Origin of the sequence: Clostridioides mangenotii TR, assembly GCF_000498755.1 — a bacterium.
Lineage (GTDB): Bacteria > Bacillota > Clostridia > Peptostreptococcales > Peptostreptococcaceae > Metaclostridioides > Metaclostridioides mangenotii_A.
Map to the genome: position 1 here is coordinate 46,162 of NZ_AXUS01000018.1, position 21,699 is coordinate 67,860.

Below are 21,699 nucleotides of genomic sequence, written 5' to 3' on the forward strand. Positions count from 1 at the left end.
TTTATTATAACTAATTTTACAGAAAAATATAGCCCCTATCAATGGTAGGGGTTAGTTTCCATTTATAAAAAATTTAATACACAGTGGAGCATCTTTTCAGTTAGATCGTCGTTATCTACTTTTATTTTACTGTCGATCTTTTATTAACAATAGATTTTTGTAAAATGAAACTTTGTATAAAACGTGGAAAAGCTCATTATAATAATGGTGTGAGGATTGGTAATTTATATATTTATAAATATTTGGTTTATATATCTTTGTCTAAGGGTATAAAAACTTGTATGTAAATGAATATTAAAATTAAATGAAAAGGAGAATTAATTATGAATAATATATTTGATCTTAGTGGAAAGGTTGCTGTAATAACTGGGGCATCGTCAGGACTTGGAATACAATTTACAAAAGCACTTGCTGGGCAAGGGGCAGATGTTGCGATACTTGCTAGAAGAAAAGAAAAATTGGATGAATTGTCAAAAGATATATCTTCAACTGGAAGAAAGTGTCTAGCTGTAAAATGTGATATAACAAATGAAGAAGAAGTGATAAATGCAGTAAAAAAAATTAAAAAATATTATGGAAAAATAGATATATTAGTAAATAACGCAGGGGTTGCAAATGCAAAAAAAGCAGAAGAGCAAACACTTGATGAGTGGAATAGAGTAGTAGATGCTAACTTAACTGGTGTTTATTTAATGGCAAGAGAAGTTGGAAAGATAATGATTGATAGCAAATACGGTAAGATTATTAACTTAGGATCTATACACAGTAACTTAGCTATAGGAACTAATACAATATCGTCATACTGTGCAACTAAAGGTGCAGTTCAGATGCTGACAAAATCATTAGCATCAGAGTGGGCAAAGCATAATATTACGGTTAATGCTATAGGTCCAGCATACTTTGAGTCAGAGATGACAAAAAGAGCAGTAGAGAATGATGCATTTAATGAGTTTGTTAAATTTAGAAGTCCAATGGGAAGAATAGGTAAGCCAGGTGAGTTAAATGGAGCACTTATTTACTTTGCTTCTGATGCGTCAAGTTATACGACAGGACAATTGTTGAATGTTGATGGTGGCTGGAATACTATATAGTGGAATAGAAATGGTGAATTAATTGGGGTTCGATGGATTTAATTTAAAATAGCAGTATTTGATTGAGAACGCGACTACCACAGCTTTGGAAAAAGGCTGTAACTGTAGTCGCATTCTCATTTAAATCCCACTATTTAGAATTAAATCCACCGAACCCCAATTAATTTTCATTAGAAGTAAGTGAACCCCAAGATAAGGTCAAAATCAATTCTACCAACACATAATATATATCAATTGTTATTTAGGAGTATATTTTTATTCTAAAATTGTAGCAATACTTAAAAGAAATAATATTACTGCCCTGTTTTGCCTATTAAATGACCAGTTTTGCTAAATTAAACTTAACGATGAAAAAGTTTAGTATAATACATTTATAATAAGAGAATATAGCATAATTATTGAATATTCAAAACAAATCTTTTATTCTTGTCACAAATTATAAGCTACAAGTGCAAGAAATATCATTTTGACGTTTGTATAATTAATATAGACGATAATCGTATTAGTTTAGTTATAAATTTTAAACTACATTCTAGGATATTTTTCTCTGACCATATAAAATTTTACAATATAAAAAGTACCTTAAAATAAAGACATTAAAACTAAATTAATATTTGTGAACATATGGAGGTGAAAATATGTGACGAATATTTTTAAAGTACAAATTTGACATCACGGACATAACATAATTAAAATTTTAAAGGAGATGAAGTTTAAATGATTAAAAAAAATTTAGCAATTTTAACATTAACAGGTTTAACTTTTAATTTTTTAGCACCTATAGTTAGTTATGCAGATAGTCAAACAAATGTAGACTTACAAAAAACATATAGTATTAACTCAGAAAAAGATTTAAAAGACGTATTAAAAGGTGTTTCAGGCGAATATAGTGTAAAAAATCACTCTGATCAATATGAATTAGTTAAAAAAGAAAAAGATGAGCTAGGATTTACTCACTATACTTTAAGGCCTAAAGCTGATGGATACTTTGCTGAAAAGTCGGAAGTTAAAATACATACAAATGAATCTGGAAAGGTTATTTTTGTAAATGGGGACCTAGAACAAGGTAAGCTTGAGGTCGAAAACAAAACTGTAATAGATAAGAACAAAGCTATTGATTTAGCTTTTGAGTCAATAGAAAAATCACGTAGTGAAGTTAAAAACTTATCAGGTACAGATGTTATCAAAGAAGCCAATATTGTTGTTGATGAAGAAACTAACAGATCAGTATATAGTTTGGAAATAATATATAGTTTACCTGAACCAGCTCATTGGATAATTAAAGTAGATACAGAAAGTGGTGAAATTGTTAATAAACAAAATCGCTTAGAAAATGCCACGATAACAACAGGTTCTGGAATAGGATCAGATGGTAAGGTAAAGTCTCCGTTAAACTTGACAGAGGAGAGTGGTAACTTTTATTTATTAGATAAAACTCAGAAAGGTACTATAGGTACTGTAGGCTTTAAATATTTTCAAGAAAATAGTATAATAGGAAGCATTATCTCTAATGCATTAAATTCTTTCAATGATGAAAAATTTAAAGCAGGTGTAGATGCTCATTACTATACAAATCATGTCTATAAATATTATAAAGATGTACACAATAGAGAAAGTTACGATGGAAAAGGAGCAGATATATATTCTTATGTAAATGTACCTGATCCAGAGACAGGCGGAAATTGGAGTAATGCTGCCTGGACTGGTGCAGAAATGATTTATGGTGATGGTAATCCGAAAACAGAAAATCCTTTCTCTGCAGCAGATGATGTTGTAGCACACGAAATTACACATGGAGTTACATCATCAACAGCTGACCTAGTTTATGAATTCCAGCCAGGAGCATTAAATGAATCTTTTTCAGATGTTTTTGGCTATTTTGTAGACAATGAAGATTGGACAATGGGTGAGGATTTATATAAAGCACCTAATACAGCTATGAGGAGTTTAAAAGAACCTAGAAAGTATAATCAGCCAGACCATATGAGAAATTATTTAAATCTCAATATAAATACTGATTATGGAGGAGTTCACATTAATAGTGGTATTCCTAATAAAGCTGCATATAATACTATTACTAATTTAGGAAAAGAAAAATCAGAACAAATTTATTACAGAGCTCTTACAAAATATCTAACAAGACAGTCAAATTTCTCGGAAGCTAATCAAGCTTTAATTCAATCAGCAAAAGATCTTTATGGAGCAAAGGAAGCCTCAGTTGTTAAACAAGCATGGAGTGCAGTTGGGGTAAATTAACATTGCAGGGTACTAAATCAATATATTCAAAAATAGCGGAAAAACGTATATTGTAATATATTTGTAGTTCATATATTTATGAATATACCGGAATGTATACAGTATACAACAATTCAGAAAATTTAATTAAAAAGTCATGATAAAATAGTTGCTTTGAAATTTAAGCAACTATTTTTGTTGTACTGAACTCTAGTTATATTTATTATCCTATAGTAAGTTCTATTTAGTTGGAGGAGTGATAACAACAGAACTACAATCTCAATTTTACAAGCCGATGAAGTCGAATTCCCATCGTACACAATTTGTGATTGAACCTCAGATAACATCAAGCACACAATATCTAAAAAAACTGTAATATTAAAACCTACATACAAATATACTTTAATAAGATTAAATGCATGGAGGGAATAATATGAATAATAATATATACGAAGACATAGCAAAAAGAACGCAAGGGGATATCTACATAGGTGTTGTCGGCCCTGTTAGAACAGGAAAATCGACTTTTATCAGAAAGTTTATGGAAAAGCTGGTTATTCCAAATATTGATAATGAATTTAAAAGAGAGCGTACTAGAGATGAAATTCCTCAAAGTGGATCTGGTAAAACCATTATGACTGTTGAGCCTAAGTTTATTCCTGCAGATGGTGTAGAAATAAAGATAAGGGAAACTATGTCCTTTAATGTTAGGATGGTTGATTGTGTTGGTTACATAGTTGATGGAGCTCTTGGTCATGAGGAAGGTGGAAAGCAAAGACTTGTTTCTACTCCTTGGTCACAGGAAGCTATGAGTTTTGAAAAAGCTGCTGAAATTGGAACTAAGAAGGTAATAAAAGATCACTCTACTATAGGTATTGTTATGTTGACTGATGGTTCTGTCACTGGGATTGAAAGAGATAGCTACGTTAATGCTGAGGAAAGGGTTATTAAAGAATTAAAGGAACTTGATAAGCCATTTGCTGTAGTTTTAAATACTCTAAATCCAAATAGTGATGAGACTGATATGCTTAGGAAGGAATTGGAAGAAAAATATGAGGTGCCAATTATGCCGCTTAATGTAATTGAGATGGAAGATAAGGAAATTGAGGGTGTTATGGAGGCTGTTTTAAATGATTTTCCTATTACTGAGGTCAGAATAAATCTTCCTAAGTGGATTGAAGGTTTGGAAAAAGACCACTGGATTAAGAGTGAGATTATATGCTCTCTAAAACAAAATATAGCTGATTTAAATAAGATAAGAGATATAAATGATATTATGAATGGATTTTCTGAGCTTGAGTTTTTAAATTGCCCAGGGGTGGATAATGTTAAGCTTGGTGAGGGCGTTGTAAATATAGATTTGGAAACTAAACAGGATTTATTTTATAATGTTCTTGAGGAGAAGAGTGGATTTAAGATTGAGGGAGATTATCAACTTTTGAGTTTGATAAGCAAATTGTCTAAGATTAAAAATGAATATGATAAAATAGAGAGCGCTCTTATAGATGCAAAGATTGGAGGTTATGGTGTTGTTGCTCCGTCTTTAGATGAGCTTACTCTTGAAGAGCCTGAGATTATGAAGCAGGGTAAACAATACGGTATAAAACTTAAAGCAAATGCACCGTCTCTTCATATAATCAAAGCAGATATTTCTACAGAAGTTTCTCCTATTGTTGGTAATCAGAATCAAGGTGAAGAGATGATTACGTATTTACTTGATGTGTTTGAGCAAAATCCAAGTGATTTATGGGAGTCAAATATGTTTGGTAAGTCTTTAAATGATCTTGTTAAAGAACAGTTACAAAGTAAACTTTATACAATGCCTGAAGAGATTAGATGTAAAATGCAAAAAACTCTTCAAAAAATTGTTAATGAGGGAAGTTCGAATATTATAACGATAATTCTTTAATTGTCGATTGTTGTAGAAATTGCATACCTTAAATTTTTGTGTAAACCTCCTGATTAGTGTAAAATAAAATTATACTAATTGGGAGGTTGTTTTTATCTATACAATATATTTTTTATGTATAGATAAAACATTCACTTGACATCTATTTTACATCATCCTAGTAAACGTTTTCAAAGATATCGGAGATTGATTTTAGGGAGGGATTATTATAAGTAGTAAGATCGGTATAATAGCCTGTAACAATGAGTCAAGAGTAAGATTAGAAGATATTTTAAAGGCACTTTATACGTCAAAAAAATATTCCAAGACAGTAGTATTAATAATAGATAATAATAAAATTAACTCTGATTATAAGATGTTGAAAGAATTATTATACATTGACATCGAGGAGGAATTCTTTGATCTTGAATCTGAAGTAGAAAATAGTTTATTGAAGTATTTAGACCGAAAAAATGAAGTTGTTATAGTTGGAGAGAGCAAAGTATGCGATTTAGCTAAAAAGTATGGTATAGATAATACAACTATCGAGGTAGGTGAAAAATCTATAAGAGAATTTATTAACTATAGCAAAAACATGCTTAAAGCAGCGGATTGTGAAGTGAATAATAAAGTTTTAACTGGTATTTTTGAAAAAATCGATGCCGGCATAATTTTTGTTGATTCTAAGGGTAAGGTTTTGATGTGTAACGGCTATGCTAGAAAAATTCTAAATGTGAATGAAAAAGGAATCTTAAATAAATTTATATTAAATGTTTGTCCACAGATGAATTGGATAGTAGAGAGATCAACACAAGATGAATGCGATAAACTAGTTGTAAGAAAAATAAACGATGTGTCAGTATGTACGAAAACGGACTTAATAAAAGTGGGAAGGGATACAGTTGGTATATTAGGTGTTATTTTGGATATGACGAAACTTCAAAGAGTAGAGGGTAAAATTGCTCTCGACCAGGGGAAGGAAGGACTTAATTCTAGATATACATTTCAGGATTTTAAATATAAAGATAGGGTTACAAAAGAATTTATAGAAGAGGCTAAAATTGTTGGACAAACTGATTATACACTTCTTCTTTACGGAGAAAGTGGATCGGGTAAAGAAATTATAGCTCACAGTATACATAATATTAGTAAGAGAGGTTTGAATAATTTTGTTCCAATAAACTGCTCTGCTATTTCGGAAAGTTTACTGGAAAGTGAACTCTTTGGTTATGAAGAAGGTGCATTTACAGGTGCGAAAAAAGGAGGAAAACGCGGTATATTTGAGCTGGCGAATAAGGGAACGTTATTTTTGGATGAAATAAATACCCTTCCTCTAAGTATTCAAACGAAGTTGCTTAGAGTAATTGAGGAAAGACAAATAATGAGAATAGGTTCAGATCATTTAATACCACTAGATATTAGAATTATTGCAGCAACAAATGAACCTTTAATAGATAAAATTGAGCAGGGGTTATTTAGAGCGGATTTATTCTATCGTTTGAGCAGTTTGGAATTAAATATTCCACCTCTGAGGGAGAGAAAGAAAGATATATTGCTTTTATTTAGAAATTTTGTTTATGAGACTAGGCTAGAAAATGGTATGGATAATTTGGTTGAAGAGAATGGGATCAATTTAACTGATAACGAGATAAAAATATTAAATAACTACAAATGGCCAGGTAATGTGAGAGAATTAAAAAATGTTGCTAGAAAATATGTAATTACTGGGAAGATAAAATTAGGCAAATACAAAAGTAGCTCTCTTTATGTGGTAAAAAATGAAAATGTCGATAATGAAGAGACTAAATATGATATTGGCGATATAAATAGTTTAAATATAGATATTAAGGAAATTCAGAAATCTGTTGAAGTTAAAATAATAGATATGATGATAGAACAGGGATTATCTAAAAATGATATTGCGAAAATTTTAGGTATAAGCAGAACTTCTCTTTGGAAAAAATACAATCAAAATGTATAAAAATAAAAAGCTTGAGTAATTCTAAAATTACTATTTTTTACAAATAATGTTTAGATTAATTAACATTTGTTCATTAATTTAAACATTATTTTTTTTATTTAAAATAATTATTTAACACATAAATTGGAAAATTCAGAAAATTGTATAATCTATTAATTATTATAAGATATAAGTCTAAATTTAATTTAAGATTTAAGGTTTATATGGAGAAAGCAATAGATGGCATACTAATTGCTCATTTAAATAATGAAACTATTATACAGAGGAGTGATTTTATGAATTCAAGTATGGCTGCAAAACATGCAATATGGCCTAGAAAAAAGGATATAATCTTTGGTTTAGCGGGAAGAGCACAGGAAGCAGAAAAAAAGTTTGGCAGAAAAAACGTTATTAACGCTACACTTGGTTCGATTGTTGAAGATGATGGAAAAATAGTTGCATTTAAAACTGTGTATGACGAATATAAATCATTTGATAATGCCGAATTTTGTGCATACGCATCAATTGAAGGTCAGCCAGACTATCTTGAAGCAGTAAAAGAAGCTTGTTTTAAAGACTATACTCCAAATGGATATATAAAAGCAGTGGCATCTCCTGGAGGAAGTGGAGCGATTAAGCTGGCTCTTTGGAATTATACTAATTATGGCGATAATGTTCTTACATCAGATTGGTTCTGGGGTTCTTACACTAGTATTGCTGAAGAGGGCGATAGAGGTGTTGTAACTTATAAGCTCTTTGATGAAAATGGGGAATTTAACTTTTCGTCTTTTAAAGAGAGTTTCCTCAATTTAGCTCAGAAACAAGACAGAATATTTACAATCATAAATACACCAGCTCACAATCCAACAGGATATACTGTAACTGAGGAAGAGTGGGATAAGATTTTAGGACTTGCAAAGGAAGTTTCTAAAGATGATAACAAGAAGATAATATTTTTAGTAGATGTAGCATATATTGATTATGCGGGTGATGATAAACAAAGTAGAAGTTTCTTTAAGAAGTTTTCAGACTTGCCAGACAATATCTTTACAATTGTAGCATACAGTATGTCGAAAGGATTTACAGCGTATGGAATGAGAATGGGAGCTGTAATTGGAATTAGCTCAAATTCAGAAGTGGCTGAAGAATTCTACTACTCATGTACCCACTCTTGTAGGGCTACTTGGTCAAACTGTAACAGAAGCGCAATGACATTATTGTCGAATATAATTAACAATCCAGAAAAAATGATTGAGTATGAGGCTGAAAAAGAGAAGTACAAAAAGCTATTAGAAGTTCGCGCTAAGGCTTTTGTAGATGAAGCTGAGAAAATAGGGCTTGAAATACTTCCATACAGAGTTGGATTCTTTATAAGTATCCCTTGTGAAGACCCAATGGCAGTTGTTGATGAATTGGCAAAACATTATTTATTTGCAGTTCCATTGGAAATGGGTGTTAGGTTTGCTATTTGTTCTGTAGCAGAGGATAAATGCAAAGCTTCACCAAAGGTCATAAAGAGTGTACTTGAAGAGATGGTAGCAAGTGGAAATATGTAATTAATTTATAAGATGATGGAGGAATTATTATGAAAAAATTAATGACGGGAAATGAAGCTATAGCTCGTGGAGTATATGAGGCGGGAGTTAGATATGCTTCAGCTTATCCAGGTACTCCAAGTACTGAAATATTAGAGAATATAGCATTATATAAAGACGATATAGTGGCTGAGTGGGCACCGAATGAGAAGGTTGCACTCGAGGCTGCGGTAGGGGGTTCTCTAGCTGGAGCGAGAACGTTTGCTTCTATGAAGCACGTTGGTGTTAATGTGGCAGCAGATCCTCTTTTCACATATTCGTATATAGGTGTAAATGGTGGAATGGTGTTGTTATCAGCAGATGAGCCAGGTATGTACTCATCTCAAAATGAGCAAGACAATAGAAACTATGCTAAGTTTGCCAAAATTCCGCTTATTGAGCCTTCAAATAGTCAAGAGGCAAAAGATATGATAAAAGTTGCTTATGAAATAAGTGAGGAATTTGATACACCAGTTTTAGTTAGGACAACTACAAGACTTGCTCATTCTAAGAGTGGTGTGGATTGTTACGATAGAGAAGAAGTAGAAATAAAAGAATACATAAAAGATGTTCAAAAAACTGTTACTGTTCCAGCAATTGCTCAAAAAAGAAGAGTAATTGTAGAGGAGAGATCTAAAAAACTCTACGATTTTGCTAATAAAACAAATCTAAATTTCTCTGAGATGAATAGTTCAGAAACAGGGGTTGTAACTTCGGGGATGTGTTATAACTTTGCAAAAGAGGTATTTGGAGACAGTGTTTCATATATGAAGTTAGGATTTACTAATCCTATGCCTATTGAGAAACTTAAGGAATTCGCTAACAAAGTAGGTAAAATTTATGTAATAGAAGAAAATGATCCGTTTATAGAAGAACAATTGAGAGCAAATGGAATCGACTGTATAGGCAAGGATCTATTCCCTCCTTATGGTGAAATGACTCCAGATGTTATAAGAAAATCTTTATACGGGGAGTCAAATGAGACTGTGGATTACAAGAAAGATTTAGTGGTTCCAAGACCTCCGAGTTTCTGTGCAGGATGTCCACATAGAGGTTTTTTCTATGCACTAGGAAAAAGAAAGAATGTAGTTGTTTCAGGAGATATTGGATGTTATTCTCTAGGATTTGCTGGTCCTTATAACGCACTTGACTGGATTATATGTATGGGTGGAAGTTTGAGTGCCGGACATGGAGCTCAAAAGGTATTTAATATGAACAAAGACAATAAAAAGAGAGTCGTAGGAGTTTTAGGTGATTCTACATTCTTCCACACAGGAATCAATTCACTTTTAGATGTAGTTTACAATAAAGGAAACTCAGTATCTGTAATTCTAGATAATAGAATAACTGGAATGACTGGTCATCAAGATAATCCAGGAACAGGATATACTCTTCAAGGAGATCCAACTACAGAAGTTGATATAGAAGCAATGGTGAAAGCTTGCGGTGTTAAACATATAAGAGTTATAGATCCAAATATACTAAAAGAAGTAAATGATACGCTTGACTGGGCACTCGCACTAGATGAACCTTCAGTAATAATTACTAGATGGCCTTGTGCTCTTAAAAAATTCTCTGAAGAAGATAAAGAGGAGTTCAAACCTCTGTTTACTACTAAAAATAGAGTAGACCACAATCTTTGTATAGGTTGTAAGATGTGCACTAAGACAGGTTGTCCAGCAGTAGTATTTGATCACGAGAAGAAAAAATCAAATATAGATAGAGAACAGTGTGTTGGATGTAATGTCTGTGCACAAGTTTGTCCAAAAGACGCAATAGTTAAGGAGGAGAATTAATATGACTAAGAGTATACTTTTGGTAGGTGTTGGCGGTCAAGGTACAATCCTTGCAAGTAAGCTTTTAACTACAGGTCTATTAGAAGCTGGATACGATGTGAAAATGAGCGAAATTCATGGTATGAGCCAGAGAGGAGGATCAGTATCTTCTCAAGTTAGATATGGTGAAGAAGTTTTCTCCCCAGTTATAGAGGTTGGAGGAGCAGATATTCTAGTTTCTTTTGAAAAGATGGAAACTCTTAGATGGGTTGAGTATCTAAAGCCAGATGGGCATATTATTTCAAATAACTTTAGGATAAATTCGATACCAGTTTTGACAGGAGCTGCAGAGTACCTTGAAAAAGATATCGATGAAGAGTTAAAGAGACTAAATGCTGCAATTATAGATGCTGGAGAAAAAGCTGTAGAACTAGGTAACTCTAAAGTTATGAACATAATTCTTTTAGGTAGTCTGGTAAAAAAATGAAGTTAGAAGATATAAATTGGGAAAAAATTATTAGAGAAAATGTAAAAGAAAAATTTATAGATATTAATATAAAGGCCTTTAATTTAGGGAAGGAATTAGCTGTTTAGTAATTAATAGATATAAAGTATATGTAGCATTTTATTAAAAATATATGTAGTATAAATAATAAAAATATATATTCTACATTAAATAATGAAAATAATATGCAGCGTTAAATAATAAAAAGTATTCTTTAAAAAAATATATAGATAAATTCTAATTCAAATATATCTTAAATAAATATATTTGAATTAGAATATCTTAATTAATACTGAAAGGGAGTAGAAATATGTCATATAGAATTTTAGCCATAAACCCAGGATCAACATCTACAAAAATAGCTGTTTACGATAATGATATTTTGAAGATGTCGAGTTCTATAGAGTATTCTTCTGAAGAAGTAGATAAATATGAAAAAGTATTTGATCAATTTGAGATGAGAAAAGATTCTGTTTTAAAATCTCTTGAGGAAAACAATATCAATATAAATACTTTAAGTGCTGTAGTTGGAAGAGGTGGAGCACTTCCTCCTGTAAAATCAGGAGCTTATAAAGTAAATGAAGAGATGTTAGATTACTTAGAAAATAGACCTGCTTTAGAACATGCTTCAAATCTAGGTGCTGTTATAGCTAGTTCAATAGCAAAACCTCTGAATATAGATGCTTACATATACGATTCTGTAGCTGTGGATGAGATGGAGGATATCGCTAGAGTTACAGGTATATCATCTATTAAGAGATCGAGCACAGGACATGCACTAAATACAAGGGCAATGGCTTTAAAGTACGCTAAACATTCTGGCAAAGATTACAAAGACTTAAATTTAATTGTAGCCCATGTAGGTGGTGGAGCGACTATATATCTACATGAAAAGGGAAGAATGGTAGATATGTTATCAGATGATGAAGGTCCGTTTTCACCCCAGAGATCTGGTAGAGTTCCTGGAACTAAATTAGTGAAGATGTGTTTTTCTGGTAAGCACAATCAACCTGAGATTCTTAGCTTGATCAGGGGAAAAGGTGGTATTGTATCGCATTTAAATACTGCTGATGTAAGAGATGTAGAAAAAATGATAGAAGACGGTGATGAAAAAGCCAAATTAATATACGATTCAATGATATATCAAATAGCCAAGGGTATAGGAGAAATGGCTACAGTTGTTGATGGAAATGTCGATGCAATAATAGTCACGGGAGGAATAGCTTATTCTAAAAAGTTTACATCACAGCTTGAGAAAAAGGTTAAGTTTATATCTCATGTCGAAGTTATGCCTGGTGAGAATGAACTTGAATCGCTTGCTTATGGAGTACTAAGAGTTTTAAGAAAAAAAGAATCTTATTGGGAATTTAAAGAAAATAAAAATTAACCTTTTTAAAGGATTGGGGGAAGAAACATGAGCAAACAGATGAAAGATATCATAATCGTTGGATTTGCACTTTTTTCAATGTTTTTTGGTGCAGGTAACCTACTGTTTCCACCATATTTAGGTCTAGTATCAGGTCAAAGTTGGCTAATAGCAATAGTGGCCTTTGTACTTGCCGATGCAGGAATTGCACTTTTAGTTATAATCGCATCTGCTAAGTGTTCTGGAAGTCTAGACGAAATTTTATCTAGATCAGGTAAAACCTTAGCTAGAATAATTAGTATTTCAGCTCTATCATGTCTTGCACTTCTAGTTATACCTAGAACAGCCGCTACTACTTATGAAATGGGTGTAATGCCTATAATAGGAGACTATGGAAGCCTAGTTAGGATAGTTGCTGCAGCTATATTCTTTGCACTGACACTAGTTCTCACAATAAAGGGATCTAAAGTTATAGATATAATAGGAAAATTCTTAACACCTGCATTGTTATTAGTGTTGTTTGTACTAATAATAAAGGGCGTTATATTTCCAATAGCAGATGCAAATCCTGGACAATTGATAGAAACAAATCTATTTGCAGAAGGATTTAAACAGGGATATCAAACAATGGACGCTTTAGGGGCTGCATCTATGGCTACGATTATGCTACTGTCTCTAGCCCATAAAGGTTATACTGATGAAAAAGAAAAGATAAGTATGACTATTAAATCGGGTATTGTTGCATGTGTCTTCTTAGGACTTGTATACGGAGGTCTGGCATTCTTGGGATCAACAGTATCTACAATGTTTGGAACAGACGTCCCTCAGGCATCTTTGCTAGTTGAAATTACCAATTTGATCTTTGGATATACTGGTAAAGTTATATTAGGGGTTATAGTTACTCTAGCTTGTTTAACTACATCAATAGGTCTTACTTCTGCTATATCGAATTACTTTGCAGGCATAACTAAAATTACATACGAACAATATGTTATAGGTATATGTGTAGCGAGTACAGTTATAGCGAATTTAGGTGTTGATTTTATAATTCAATTCTCAGTTCCAATACTGCAATTAGTTTATCCAGTGCTTCTTGTACTAGTTTTAATGACACTTGCAGGGGATTATATTAAAAATGACAATGCCTTTAAAGGGGCAGCTTATGCTACGTTAGTGACGAGTGCATTAAACGTAATATACAGCATGACTGGAAACTTCGGATTTGTTAATAAGCTTCCTCTTACTGATCTAGGTTTCAATTGGGTAGTACCAGCGTTGATATTTGGGATAATCGGAGCCGTTATAAAGAGCAACTCAAATAAAACTAAGGTAGGAGCCTAATTGATTAGTTAGCAATGAAATACATAGTACTGTCAAAACTAGAACATGATGGTAGACAAAATCTTGAAGATATTATAATTAAAATGTAAATTTGAAGGGGTTTCTCAGATATGAATTTTTTGTGAGAAAGCCCCTTTAAAAATATAATAAAGACTTTACTTTAATCTATTAAATTAATGGACGAAACAATCGATGAAAATATATATGCTTAAAGAAGTTATCTGAATGATGGCATAAGCATAACAATTAAAGAATTAATAGTTTTTAATGAGAAAATTGTTTATAATAATAGCCCCAGTAAGGGGCTTTTTATGTTGCCTATATTATTACATATCATAATAACAATGAGATAGCACATTCAAACAATTTATACAAATAAAAAATTGTTTGAAATAGAATAAGTTTTTTATGTTATATTAACACGAATAAAGAGGATTGAAGAAATATAGAAAGATATAGAGTTAAAATAGGTCAGATAAAGGAGGAATTAGTAAATTATTTCACAAAGGAAAACATGCTAAAAAGAAGAACTATTTATGTAAGAAGAAGTATTTATTTCACAAAGGTCAATTATTTTGGAAGTAATAGATAATTTCTAGATATGGCTTATAGTAACTACAATCTATAGTTTGAATACTTAAAAGTATGCTCTTACTAGGGGGAGAGACATTGAGAAAAATCAACAAATCTAAGGTTTTAATTTTAGGGTTAATTTTATACTTGTTTTTTAATGTAGTAGTAGCTTTGATCGGTAAAAATGTGGATCTTTTGACAGTTGAAGCTAAAGAATACGATTTGAAAAACACCGTAAAAGGTATGATAGAAAAAGATTTAAATAGTGAAAAAACTTTTTTAACGGTGTATTTAGATGACAAAAGTATAGAGACATACGAAGAAGGTCAAAGAGTAGAAATAAAGTATAATGGAGTAGATATTGATGCAATTGTATACAAAATTTATCCTAATAGTGGGAAAAACATGCTTAGATTAAAAATAAATGACGAAAATGTTGTAAATTACAGTACAAGAGAGCAAGAATTTGATATAATATATAAGCATATAGACTGTTTTAGAATACCTAAGACTTCTGTTGAAATTAAAAATAATAAGCAAGGTGTGTTTGTTGTAGAGGAAGAATACCATCGTGCAAAATTAAAATATCTAAAAAACATTATTCATGATGATGAGGATTACGTTTACGTAGACTACTATAAAAACGAAAAAGAAAAGATAGATACAGTAAGTTTGCACAATAGGATCATTTTAAAACCTAATAGTATAAACACAAATATAAGAATAAAGTAGGTGGTAAAATGGAGTCTATTAAAGATAATTTGTTCGAAATTAGAAAGTCTATTAAAGAAGCTGCCAATAAAGCAGATAGGTCTGAAAATGAAGTTACTCTGCTAGCCGTTACAAAAACTGTTGAAACCGATGCTATTCAAGAAGCTATGGCAAATGGGGTTACAGAAGTTGGTGAAAATAAACCGCAAGAGCTAGTTAGAAAGTACGACATTATAGGGGACAAAGTAATGTGGCATCTAATAGGTTCTTTACAGACAAATAAAGTTAAGTATATAATCGATAAAATACATATGATACATTCTTTGGACAGAATTTCTCTAGCTAAAGAAATTCAAAAGCAGGCTGAAAAAGTAGACAGGACTATCAAATGCTTAGTCCAGGTTAATATTTCTAAAGAAGAATCTAAACATGGTATATATAGAGAAGATGTAGTAGATTTTGTAAAGGAAGTTTCAAATAACTTCAAAAATATAAAAATTGAAGGCATGATGACAATGGCGCCATTTACTGAAGATGAAATTGAAGTAAGGAGCGTATTCAAAGGTCTAAAAGAACTATCAAACGAGATAAAAGATCTAAATATACCAAATGTCGATATGGATGTTTTGTCTATGGGGATGAGTCATGACTATAATATAGCTATTGAAGAAGGAGCTACTATCGTAAGAGTAGGAACTTCGATATTTGGAAAAAGAGATTATAGCATAAATAAGTAAAATAGTATAAAATAGATAAAAATATGAATCATATTAACTAAGGAGGTCGTAACAGTGGGAGACGGAATAATATCAAAATTCAAAAATTGGATAGTTGAGGAAGATGAAGAGTTTGTAGAAGAAGAATACGAAGAAAGCGTAGAATCTGTTCTTGGGGAAGAGGATTTAAACAACGCATTTAACGCTTCTAAGGGAAGCAAAATAGTTAACCTACATACAGCAAATCAAATGAAGGTTGTAATTGTTGAGCCAAAAGTTTACGATGATGCTGCTACAATAGCTGATCATTTAAAACAAAGAAGGGCTGTTATAGTTAACCTTGAAGGTTTAGCGAGTACAGAAGTTCGTAAATCTATATTTAACTTTATGAACGGTGCTGTATATGTATTAGATGGAAGTATACAAAAGGTATCTAAATCTATATTTATATTAGCTCCAAATAACGTTGATATAGACGCTAATATGAAAAAAGAGTTAGAGAGCAAAGCATTTTTCCCTTGGCAAAATAAATAATAAAAAGGTGGTTGAAACATGGGAAGTTTACAGTTTACTATCTTAAATATCTTATTGAAACTTTTGCAAGTCTTGACTTGGGCTATAGTTATTAAAAGTCTAATGACTTGGTTTCCGGGTGGAAGACAAAGTAAAATCTATGATTTTTTAGATACTTTGACTTACCCGATAGAAAATCCGATAAGATCTTTAATGTATAGATACACAAATGGGCCTATAGATTTTTCTCCTATGATTGCGATATTAGTGTTGATTGCTATAGAAAGAATAATAATATCTATTTTTAGCTAAACTATGGACAAGCTAACATTAACTAATCATATAAGAGATATAGATTTAAAAAACAAGATGTTTAAAGTTATAGATAAAGCAAACAGCTGTATGAAAAACTACGATGTAAGGTTTACTGAATTTATGAATCCATTTGAAGTAACAAATGCCACTTCGATTTTAAATTCGTATACTGATATAAAATTCGGGACTGATGGCGGATATAATGAAGCCGAGAGAAGCGTAGTATCAATCTACCCTTACTATATGGAAAGTGACGATGTAGAAGCAGGAATAAGATTTTTACAAGTAGAAGGTAACTTTAAATTCAAGAGTATTTCACATAAAGATTATTTGGGTGCAATTTTAAATCTAGGTATCAAAAGAGAAAAAATAGGGGACATAATTATACATGATGAATTTTGTCAGGTGGTAGTTGACAAGGAAATTTGTGATTTTATGATTATGAATTTAGAAAAAGTCTCTAGAAATACTGTAAAGGTAACGGAGATTTCAAGGGATGATCTTATCGTGTCTGACCATAAATATAAAGAGAAGAGTATGACTGTTCAATCGGATAGGCTGGATTGTGTTATAAGTGCGGTATACGATATATCTAGGCAGGACAGTCTAAAATATATAAGTGCAAATAAAGTTCATGTAAACTTTGAGAGCATTTCCTCTAAATCGAAGTCAATAAAAAGCGGAGATTTGATTTCTGTTAGAGGAAAAGGCAGGGTTGAGATAGAAGATATAGGTGAACTAACAAAAAAGGGACGCCTCAAATTAAAAGCGAAACTACTTGTTTAGTAATAATTATTGTAGCAGGGAGGAAAATCGATGTTAACTCCAATAGAAATAGAGAACAAAGAGTTCAAAAAAGGGCTTAGAGGTTATAGAGAAGAAGACGTTGATGAATTTTTAGATATAGTAAAAGAAGATTATGAACAACTTACTAATGAAAACAGAAACTTAAAAGAAAAAGTTGATCTGTATAGAGATCAAATAAACAAATACGAAAATATTGAGGAGACTTTAAAGGCTACTTTAATAACTGCTCAAAGCACTGCTGAAGATACTTGTAGTGCTGCAAATAAGAAAGCTAAGATAATTGTAGAGGAAGCAGATTTAAAATCTAGACAGATTATAGAGCAAGCCAACAATCGTGTCGTTGAAATAAGAAAAGAGTACGATTCTCTAGTAAAAGAATTTAAGATCTTTAGAAATAAATTCAAATCTCTTCTTGAAGATGAAACTAGAAGTATAGACGAAATATTTTACGATGTAGATGATAATTGTGGAAATGTATTTGAGGGAACTGCCGTTTATAAGTATGAAAATACTAGTTTAAAAGATCTTGAAAAAATATCAAATACAGATTCCTTATCTGAAGATATAAAGCTTAAAAAATCAAAAAAAATAGATGATGAAGCAGCTACTACACTATAGTAATTGACTGAAAATTTTTAAATCTTAAAAAATGTATTGACTATTCAAACAATTTAATATATAATTTCGTAATATACACATTAATAGATAATAATGACCAAGATGGAGACAGTAAACTTTAAGAGATTTTACAGAGAATTGGATTAGCTGAGAGCCAATAAGTTTAATAAAGTTGAAGATCACTCCTAAGTTGCAGGCTGAACGATAAATTTCTACTAAGCTGTGCCGGGTAATTCCGTTAAAGATACCAGAGTGCTAGGCTATTGTCTAGAATTAGGGTGGTAACGCGATCACAACTCGTCCCTTATATTTTATAAGGCGACGAGTTTTTTTAGTTCCCAAAATTATTAAAGATCAATTAGAAAGGGTGATATATATGGCAAAATTTAAGCAACTATTTGATGGAACAACAAGTCAAGCTGAAGAGAAGGTATTTGACTATTGGCAAAATATAAACTTACTTGATAGAACTATAGAAAAAGGTGAAAATGATCCAAGTTATGTATTTTACGAAGGACCACCAACTGCAAATGGAAATCCTGGTGTTCACCACGTGCTATCGAGAACTTTAAAAGACTCAATGTGTAGATACAAAACAATGAGCGGTTACCAAGTAAAGAGAAAAGCTGGATGGGATACTCACGGTTTACCAGTTGAGATACAAGTTGAGAAGCAATTGGGATTAACTAGTAAACAACAAATAGAAGAGTACGGTATAGCTGAATTCAACAAAAAATGTAGAGAATCAGTTTTCTCTTTTGAAAAGCAATGGAGAAAAATGACTGATAGAATGGCTTATGAAGTTGATTTAGACAATCCATATATAACTCTTGACAATGACTATATAGAATCAGTATGGTGGATACTTGATAAATTCAATAAGGAAGGTTATATCTATGAAGGACACAAAATACTTCCTTACTGCCCAAGATGTGGAACAGGCCTTGCATCTCATGAGGTAGCTCAAGGGTATAAAGAAATAAAAAATAATACTTTAGTAGCTAAGTTTAAGAGAAAAGGTGCTGACAACGAGTACTTCTTAGCATGGACGACAACTCCTTGGACACTTCCATCAAACGTAGCTTTAACAGTTAATCCAGATGTTGACTATATAAAAGCTAAAAAAGGTGAAGAGGTATACTATGTTGCTAAAGCTTTAGCGGATAAAGTATTAGGTGAAGATTATGAAGTTTTAGAGACATTAAAAGGAAAAGATTTAGAGTATATCGAGTACGAACAATTAATGCCTTTTGTAGAAGCAGATAAGAAAGCTTTCTTTGTAACATTAGGCGACTACGTTACAACAGAAGATGGTACTGGCATAGTTCATACAGCTCCAGCTTTTGGGGAAGATGACTACAATTTAGGTAGAAAGTACGGGTTACCAGTCTTACAACCAGTCGATGAAACAGGTAAATTTACAACAACTCCATGGGAAGGTAAATTCGTAATGGAGGAAGGGCTAGATGTTGAAATAATCAAATGGCTAGCTAAAGAAAACAAACTACACAGTAAAGAGAAAGTTGAACATAACTATCCACACTGTTGGAGATGTCAAACTCCACTACTATACTACGCTAAACCAAGCTGGTATATAGAGATGACAAAACTTAAAGATCAATTAATAGAAAACAACAATACAGTAGAGTGGTACCCAGCTTTCGTTGGAGAAAAGAGATTTGGTAACTGGTTAGAAAATCTTAATGATTGGGCGATATCTAGAAGTAGATATTGGGGAACTCCATTCCCAATCTGGAGATGTGATTGTGGACATATAGAATCAGTTGGATCAAGAGCTGAACTTGCTCAAAAAGCTATAGAAGAAGTAGATCCAAAGACTATAGAACTTCACAGACCATATGTCGATGATATACATTTAAAATGTGATAAGTGTGGGGGATCAATGACTAGAGTAACTGACGTTATAGACTGCTGGTTTGATAGTGGTTCAATGCCTTTCGCTCAACATCACTACCCATTTGAAAATAAAGAAAGATTTGAAGAATTATTCCCAGCAGACTTTATTTCTGAAGGAATAGATCAAACTAGAGGTTGGTTCTACTCACTTTTAGCTATATCTACATTTGTAATGGGCAAAGCACCTTACAAGAGAGTTCTTGTTCCTGATCTAGTATTAGACAAGGATGGTAAGAAGATGAGTAAGTCTAGAGGAAATACAGTTGATCCAATGCAGTTATTTGAAGAGTACGGAGCAGATGCTGTAAGATTCTACTTACTTTATGTATCTCCACCATGGACACCAACTAAATTCGATAAAGAAGGATTAAAAGAGATCCAAAGTAAATTTACAGGAACAATGAAGAACGTGTACAATTTCTTCACACTATATGCAAATATGGATGAAGTAGATCCTAGTGAATTCTTCGTTGGATACAAAGATAGACCAGAGTTAGACAGATGGATACTATCTAAGTTTAACAACTTATTAAAGCAAGTAGAAAAAGATTTAGATATATTTGAATTAAATAAAGTACTGAGAATGATGTTAGACTTTATAAATGATGATTTATCTAACTGGTATATCAGAAGATCTAGAAGAAGATTCTGGGCTACTGAGCTTACAGAAGATAAAAAAGCTGTTTACAACACAACTTACGAGTTGTTAACAGGAATAAGTAAAATGATAGCTCCATTTGCACCATTTATGGCAGAAGAGCTGTACAGAAACTTAACTGGAGAAGAATCAGTTCATCTATCAAGCTACCCTAAAGCTGATGAAAGTCTATTAGATGCTAAACTAGAAGAAAAAATGGATTTAGCAAAAGACCTTGTTACACTTGGAAGAGCTTCAAGAGAATCTGAAAGAATAAAAGTTCGTCAACCACTTCAAAAAGTACTAGTTGATGGAAAATACGAAACTTTAATAGGTGATTTAGTTGAGCTTATCAAAGAAGAGCTTAATGTTAAAGAAGTAGTATTCGAAAAAGATCTTGGAGAATTTATGAACTTTAGCTTAAAGCCAAACTTTAAGGAAGTTGGTCCAGTACTTGGAAGCAAAATAGGTGCTTTCACTAAGGTATTAAAAGGGCTTGACGGACATGAAGTTGTATCAAAACTTGAAAATGGAGAGAAGTTAACAGCAAACTTAGATGGTGAAAATTTTGAATTCGGAAAAGAAGCAGTTCTTACTAACATAACTGCAAAAGAAGGATTCAATGTAGTTCTTGAAAATAACTTATTTGTTATATTAGATACTAAGATAACAGATGAGTTGAAAAACGAAGGATATGCTAGAGAGTTTGTATCTAAGGTACAGCAACTAAGAAAATCAAATGACTTTGAGGTTCTTGACAACATAACTGTTGATTACTGTGCTGATGAGGAGATAGCAAAAGCTGTTGAAAACTTTGAAGATTACATCAAGTCAGAAACTCTTGCTTTAGAGTTAAATAGAATAGAAGATGATACACTTGAGAAGCAAAATCTTAATGACCATATGACTGGAATAAAGGTGACTAAAAAATAACTGCCATAAAAGTCAGTAATTGTTGAGTTCGCTACAAGGCAATATTATCAGTACGAAATTGATTGTCGCTCATTCAACAAGTCGATGACTTTTGTTAGGTCAATATCTTTTTGGTAAAGGCTAAAATTGAGAAGCAAAAATCAAAAATATAAGGTGAATACAAATATAAAGAATAAAATAAAAAAGTCAGGAAACTAGATTTCCTGACTTTTTTTAGTTAAATT

General features: G+C 32.0%; 15 protein-coding genes, 1 pseudogene and 1 other annotated feature. All 16 genes and pseudogenes read left to right on the plus strand.

Translation table 11 applies throughout. From position 1 onward, the window contains the following. Nucleotides 1-323: 323 nt before the first annotated feature. The 16 genes and pseudogenes from T473_RS0110440 (at nt 324) to ileS (ending at nt 21,475) form a co-directional block, all read left to right on the plus strand. Nucleotides 324-1,091, plus strand: coding sequence for a glucose 1-dehydrogenase (locus tag T473_RS0110440; RefSeq protein WP_024621860.1), 768 nt, complete (start codon nt 324-326; stop codon nt 1,089-1,091). A 717-nt stretch (nt 1,092-1,808) separates the two neighbouring features. Continuing rightward, nucleotides 1,809-3,347, plus strand: coding sequence for a M4 family metallopeptidase (locus T473_RS0110445; protein ID WP_024621861.1), 1,539 nt, complete (start codon nt 1,809-1,811; stop codon nt 3,345-3,347). A gap of 412 nt (nt 3,348-3,759) precedes the next feature. Continuing rightward, the gene (spoIVA, locus tag T473_RS0110450) at nt 3,760-5,235 is read left to right on the plus strand and encodes a stage IV sporulation protein A (protein ID WP_024621862.1); all 1,476 of its coding nucleotides are present in this window, start codon (nt 3,760-3,762) and stop codon (nt 5,233-5,235) included. Between the two features lie 229 nt (nt 5,236-5,464). Next, nucleotides 5,465-7,195, plus strand: a complete 1,731-nt coding sequence (locus tag T473_RS0110455; protein ID WP_278246359.1) for a sigma 54-interacting transcriptional regulator — start codon at nt 5,465-5,467, stop codon at nt 7,193-7,195. Between the two features lie 203 nt (nt 7,196-7,398). After that, the gene (locus T473_RS0110460; RefSeq protein ID WP_242825912.1) at nt 7,399-8,730 is read left to right on the plus strand and encodes a pyridoxal phosphate-dependent aminotransferase; all 1,332 of its coding nucleotides are present in this window, start codon (nt 7,399-7,401) and stop codon (nt 8,728-8,730) included. 29 nt (nt 8,731-8,759) lie between these two features. After that, the gene (iorA, locus tag T473_RS0110465; protein WP_024621865.1) at nt 8,760-10,544 is read left to right on the plus strand and encodes an indolepyruvate ferredoxin oxidoreductase subunit alpha; all 1,785 of its coding nucleotides are present in this window, start codon (nt 8,760-8,762) and stop codon (nt 10,542-10,544) included. Nucleotide 10,545: 1 nt separating this feature from the next. Next, nucleotides 10,546-11,117: pseudogene (locus T473_RS16630) on the plus strand (indolepyruvate oxidoreductase subunit beta). Nucleotides 11,118-11,338: 221 nt separating this feature from the next. Next, nucleotides 11,339-12,415 (plus strand): butyrate kinase, encoded by a 1,077-nt coding sequence (gene buk / locus T473_RS0110475; RefSeq protein WP_024621866.1) that lies wholly within the window; start codon nt 11,339-11,341, stop codon nt 12,413-12,415. 27 nt (nt 12,416-12,442) lie between these two features. Further along, nucleotides 12,443-13,735, plus strand: coding sequence for a branched-chain amino acid transport system II carrier protein (brnQ, locus tag T473_RS0110480; RefSeq protein ID WP_024621867.1), 1,293 nt, complete (start codon nt 12,443-12,445; stop codon nt 13,733-13,735). 669 nt (nt 13,736-14,404) lie between these two features. After that, nucleotides 14,405-15,040 carry a biotin/lipoyl attachment domain-containing protein gene (locus tag T473_RS0110485; RefSeq protein WP_024621868.1) on the plus strand — a complete coding sequence of 212 codons (636 nt, stop codon included), beginning with the start codon at nt 14,405-14,407 and terminating at the stop codon, nt 15,038-15,040. 8 nt (nt 15,041-15,048) lie between these two features. Then, complete coding sequence (locus T473_RS0110490; protein WP_024621869.1) at nt 15,049-15,756, plus strand: YggS family pyridoxal phosphate-dependent enzyme; 708 nt, start codon at nt 15,049-15,051, stop codon at nt 15,754-15,756. 54 nt (nt 15,757-15,810) lie between these two features. Continuing rightward, nucleotides 15,811-16,269, plus strand: coding sequence for a cell division protein SepF (locus T473_RS0110495; RefSeq protein ID WP_024621870.1), 459 nt, complete (start codon nt 15,811-15,813; stop codon nt 16,267-16,269). An 18-nt stretch (nt 16,270-16,287) separates the two neighbouring features. Next, nucleotides 16,288-16,560 (plus strand): YggT family protein, encoded by a 273-nt coding sequence (locus T473_RS0110500; protein WP_024621871.1) that lies wholly within the window; start codon nt 16,288-16,290, stop codon nt 16,558-16,560. Nucleotides 16,561-16,563: 3 nt separating this feature from the next. Continuing rightward, the gene (locus tag T473_RS0110505; RefSeq protein ID WP_024621872.1) at nt 16,564-17,349 is read left to right on the plus strand and encodes a YlmH family RNA-binding protein; all 786 of its coding nucleotides are present in this window, start codon (nt 16,564-16,566) and stop codon (nt 17,347-17,349) included. Between the two features lie 30 nt (nt 17,350-17,379). After that, nucleotides 17,380-17,988 (plus strand): DivIVA domain-containing protein, encoded by a 609-nt coding sequence (locus T473_RS0110510; RefSeq protein ID WP_024621873.1) that lies wholly within the window; start codon nt 17,380-17,382, stop codon nt 17,986-17,988. Between the two features lie 90 nt (nt 17,989-18,078). Beyond that, nucleotides 18,079-18,296, plus strand: a binding site (T-box leader). Nucleotides 18,297-18,364: 68 nt separating this feature from the next. Further along, nucleotides 18,365-21,475 (plus strand): isoleucine--tRNA ligase, encoded by a 3,111-nt coding sequence (ileS, locus tag T473_RS0110515; protein ID WP_024621874.1) that lies wholly within the window; start codon nt 18,365-18,367, stop codon nt 21,473-21,475. The last annotated feature ends 224 nt before the right edge of the window (nt 21,476-21,699 follow it).